The sequence below is a fragment of the Sphingobium sp. PNB genome (genome assembly GCF_019873065.1).
Lineage (GTDB): Bacteria > Pseudomonadota > Alphaproteobacteria > Sphingomonadales > Sphingomonadaceae > Sphingobium > Sphingobium fuliginis.
Genome location: NZ_JAINEZ010000194.1, coordinates 1 through 2,339, shown reverse-complemented (window position 1 = coordinate 2,339; position 2,339 = coordinate 1). Strand labels below are relative to the sequence as shown.

7 protein-coding genes are annotated in these 2,339 nt (G+C 62.1%); 2 read left to right on the top strand and 5 right to left on the bottom strand.

Annotated features, from left to right (window positions below; all coding sequences use genetic code 11):
• Nucleotides 1-275: hypothetical protein (locus K7W03_RS27250; protein ID WP_222888090.1), on the top strand; the 275-nt coding region annotated here is incomplete at its 5' end.
• Nucleotides 272-448, top strand: a complete 177-nt coding sequence (locus K7W03_RS27245) for a hypothetical protein (protein ID WP_222888089.1) — start codon at nucleotides 272-274, stop codon at nucleotides 446-448. The genes K7W03_RS27250 and K7W03_RS27245, both read left to right, overlap by 4 nt.
• Nucleotides 449-464: 16 nt before the next feature.
• On the opposite strand, the gene K7W03_RS27240 is transcribed toward K7W03_RS27245, so the two are convergent.
• The 5 genes from K7W03_RS27240 to K7W03_RS27220 all read right to left on the bottom strand — a co-directional run.
• Nucleotides 465-818 (bottom strand): hypothetical protein, encoded by a 354-nt coding sequence (locus K7W03_RS27240; protein ID WP_222888088.1) that lies wholly within the window; start codon nucleotides 816-818, stop codon nucleotides 465-467.
• A 196-nt stretch (nucleotides 819-1,014) separates the two neighbouring features.
• Nucleotides 1,015-1,272: a hypothetical protein gene (locus K7W03_RS27235; RefSeq protein WP_222888087.1), complete on the bottom strand. Its 258-nt coding sequence runs from the start codon at nucleotides 1,270-1,272 to the stop codon at nucleotides 1,015-1,017.
• Nucleotides 1,269-1,814: a lysozyme gene (locus K7W03_RS27230; RefSeq protein ID WP_222888086.1), complete on the bottom strand. Its 546-nt coding sequence runs from the start codon at nucleotides 1,812-1,814 to the stop codon at nucleotides 1,269-1,271. The genes K7W03_RS27235 and K7W03_RS27230 overlap by 4 nt, the downstream gene beginning before the upstream one ends.
• Nucleotides 1,811-2,089 carry a hypothetical protein gene (locus K7W03_RS27225; protein WP_222888084.1) on the bottom strand — a complete coding sequence of 93 codons (279 nt, stop codon included), beginning with the start codon at nucleotides 2,087-2,089 and terminating at the stop codon, nucleotides 1,811-1,813. The genes K7W03_RS27230 and K7W03_RS27225 overlap by 4 nt, the downstream gene beginning before the upstream one ends.
• 23 nt (nucleotides 2,090-2,112) lie before the next feature.
• Nucleotides 2,113-2,339, bottom strand: a 227-nt coding sequence (locus K7W03_RS27220) for a hypothetical protein (protein ID WP_222888082.1), incomplete at its 5' end; no start/stop codon positions are given.

Below are 2,339 nucleotides of genomic sequence, written 5' to 3'. Positions count from 1 at the left end.
ATCCCAGAAAGGCCCTCATGATGGACGGTAAGGTGGATCAGGATGCAATCGCCTTGCGGGACTATCTGGCTATCCGTGGCCTGAATGACGGGGAGATTGGCCGGGCGCTCGCCCGCATGAAAGAGGCTGGTCGTCAAGCTGGCCTGAGAGAGGCGGCGGCGAAGTGCCTTGAAGTTTCCGGCCTGATCGGCGCCGGGCATGGCTCGTCAATTGACAGCGCTTTGCGGGAGGCGGCTAACGCCATCACCGCCCTATCAGGAGAGGGGAAGCAATGAGCGAACCTGACCGCGAAACCCTCAACACTCTCCCCTGCACCGCCCCCGATCTGGAAGACGAGAGCCAGCATTTCATTACGTGCACCGAGTGCGGACAGGCGATCGATTGCCGGCGCCTTGGCGATGTGCTACACCATGAAGAACCGGGGCATGAGAGGTTGCCTGTGCAATGACCGGCCCGCGTCACCCCTACAACCCAAGCGCCCATTCGTGCCCAGCCTGCAACCGGGCGATCCCATCGGCACATATCAGCGCATCAGTCTGGGGGATCATCAGTTGCCCGACAGGAAGGACGGCAGATCCACCTGATCGGTCAACGCTTTCGGCGGCTTCGGCGGAGACGGGCAAATGGCTTCCGCCGGTCTCACGTTGAGCGGCTTGGTAGCGCAGGACGGCAGCGCGATACTGCTTGCCAAGGTCAGCAGCAGCAAGGTCCGCTTTCTCGCGTTCGGCTTCATATTCGGCTTCCTTCTTGATCTTCGCGGCATAGGCTTTGGCCGTCGCCTCCATCTGTGCACGCTCGTATTCCTTTCGGTCAGCCATGCGACCTGCCTTTTCCGCAGACAGGGACGATTTCAGCCCCGTGACGCGCAATTGCTGGACGCCGATGACCGCGAGTAGCAGGGCGAGGGCTATCAGCTTCCAGTGGGCGCGCAGGAGGCCAAGGGAGAATGGCAACAGGTTCATTCGTCACTCTCCCATGTGCAACCGTAGAAGATCAGGAGAGGGAGCAGGAACATCATTCCCCCGTCCTCTCGATAACCTTGGCCCGCGCAATTTGGCGATCTTTCAGAGCGATGGCGCCAGCAGTTGCCCCGATGCAGGCGGCCAGGCCAGCGGGATAGGCGAGGGCGAAGGCTTCAAACGATGCCGTCACCTTGCCAGCCCATATGAGCGCGGGTCCGGTGACGACATAGACGGTTGTTCCAAAGGCACCCAGGACGCGCTGTATCTCCGGTTCGCCGTTGATGCCGTTGAGGGCGGACAGGAGTTTCATGCTTCCCCCCGATACATCGCAGCTTCGGCCGCGCGTCGTCGTGTCAGGCCAGCCATGATTTTACCGGCAGCCTTATTCCACCGCGCAAATTCAGCAGCAGCCCCGGCATGGTCGCCAGCTTTGTGCTTCTTCAGCAGCGTGGATGATCCGAAATTGCCCAATCCCACATTGTAAGACAGGCTGACCATCGCGTCATATTGGCCCTGCGTCGTCGGCGCGTCCCCGATCAGCTTCGCCACGCCATTGGCAAAGCGGGAAACGTCATCGGCCAGCGCGTTATCTGCCTGCGCCTGCGTCCACACTGTGCCCAGCTTGACGCCGCCTGTGTGGCCATAGCCAATCGTGATAGGCTCGCCGCCCGTCGCGGGGTCTGGATATGCTTTCAGGGATAGCCCCTCAAACGACTTGATGAGCGCCAGCCCGGCCTTGCTGACCACACGGCCCGGAGTGCCGCTTAGGGCCGCGTTCACCGCGTCCACATCGGCTTGCGTGAGGGGCGATCCCTTTATGTCGCGGATCGTGTCGAACAGCGCCTTGCTCATCCCCTATCCCCCAGCACCCGTTCCTCGGAAAGCGCCGCCTGCAACTGCTGCCGTAACTGCCCCGGCCCATGGAGCAACAGCAGCGTCTCAAGCTGGTTGATGCGCTGCGCCGACCGCTCGTCCCGCTTCTCGCACTCGTCCTTGAGTTCCCTGATCTGCTTCTTGAGCGGCCCCACCAGCACGGTTTGAATAAATCCCCATGTCGCCACGCACCCGGCGCCGAACGCCACAGCGAGTTGCCCCCCGCTTGCGCCTAGCCAATCGATCTCACTCACACGCGGCCCCGCTGCTTCCATGATTAAACCCCCGGCGCATGAAAGCTGCCGACCCTCATTTCCTTGATCCTGTCCGGCCAGACCGCCGTCCTGCCGCCCACGTGAAAGCTGCCGTCTTGGTTCACCGCAGACACCACGTGCCAGCCGTCAGGGACGATGCAGCCGGGGCCGAAGCCGGCCAGGAGGACAAAGGCGCCCGGGTGGGGATGCGTCATAATCATGCCGCCCGATAAGTGCCGGTAATCATGAT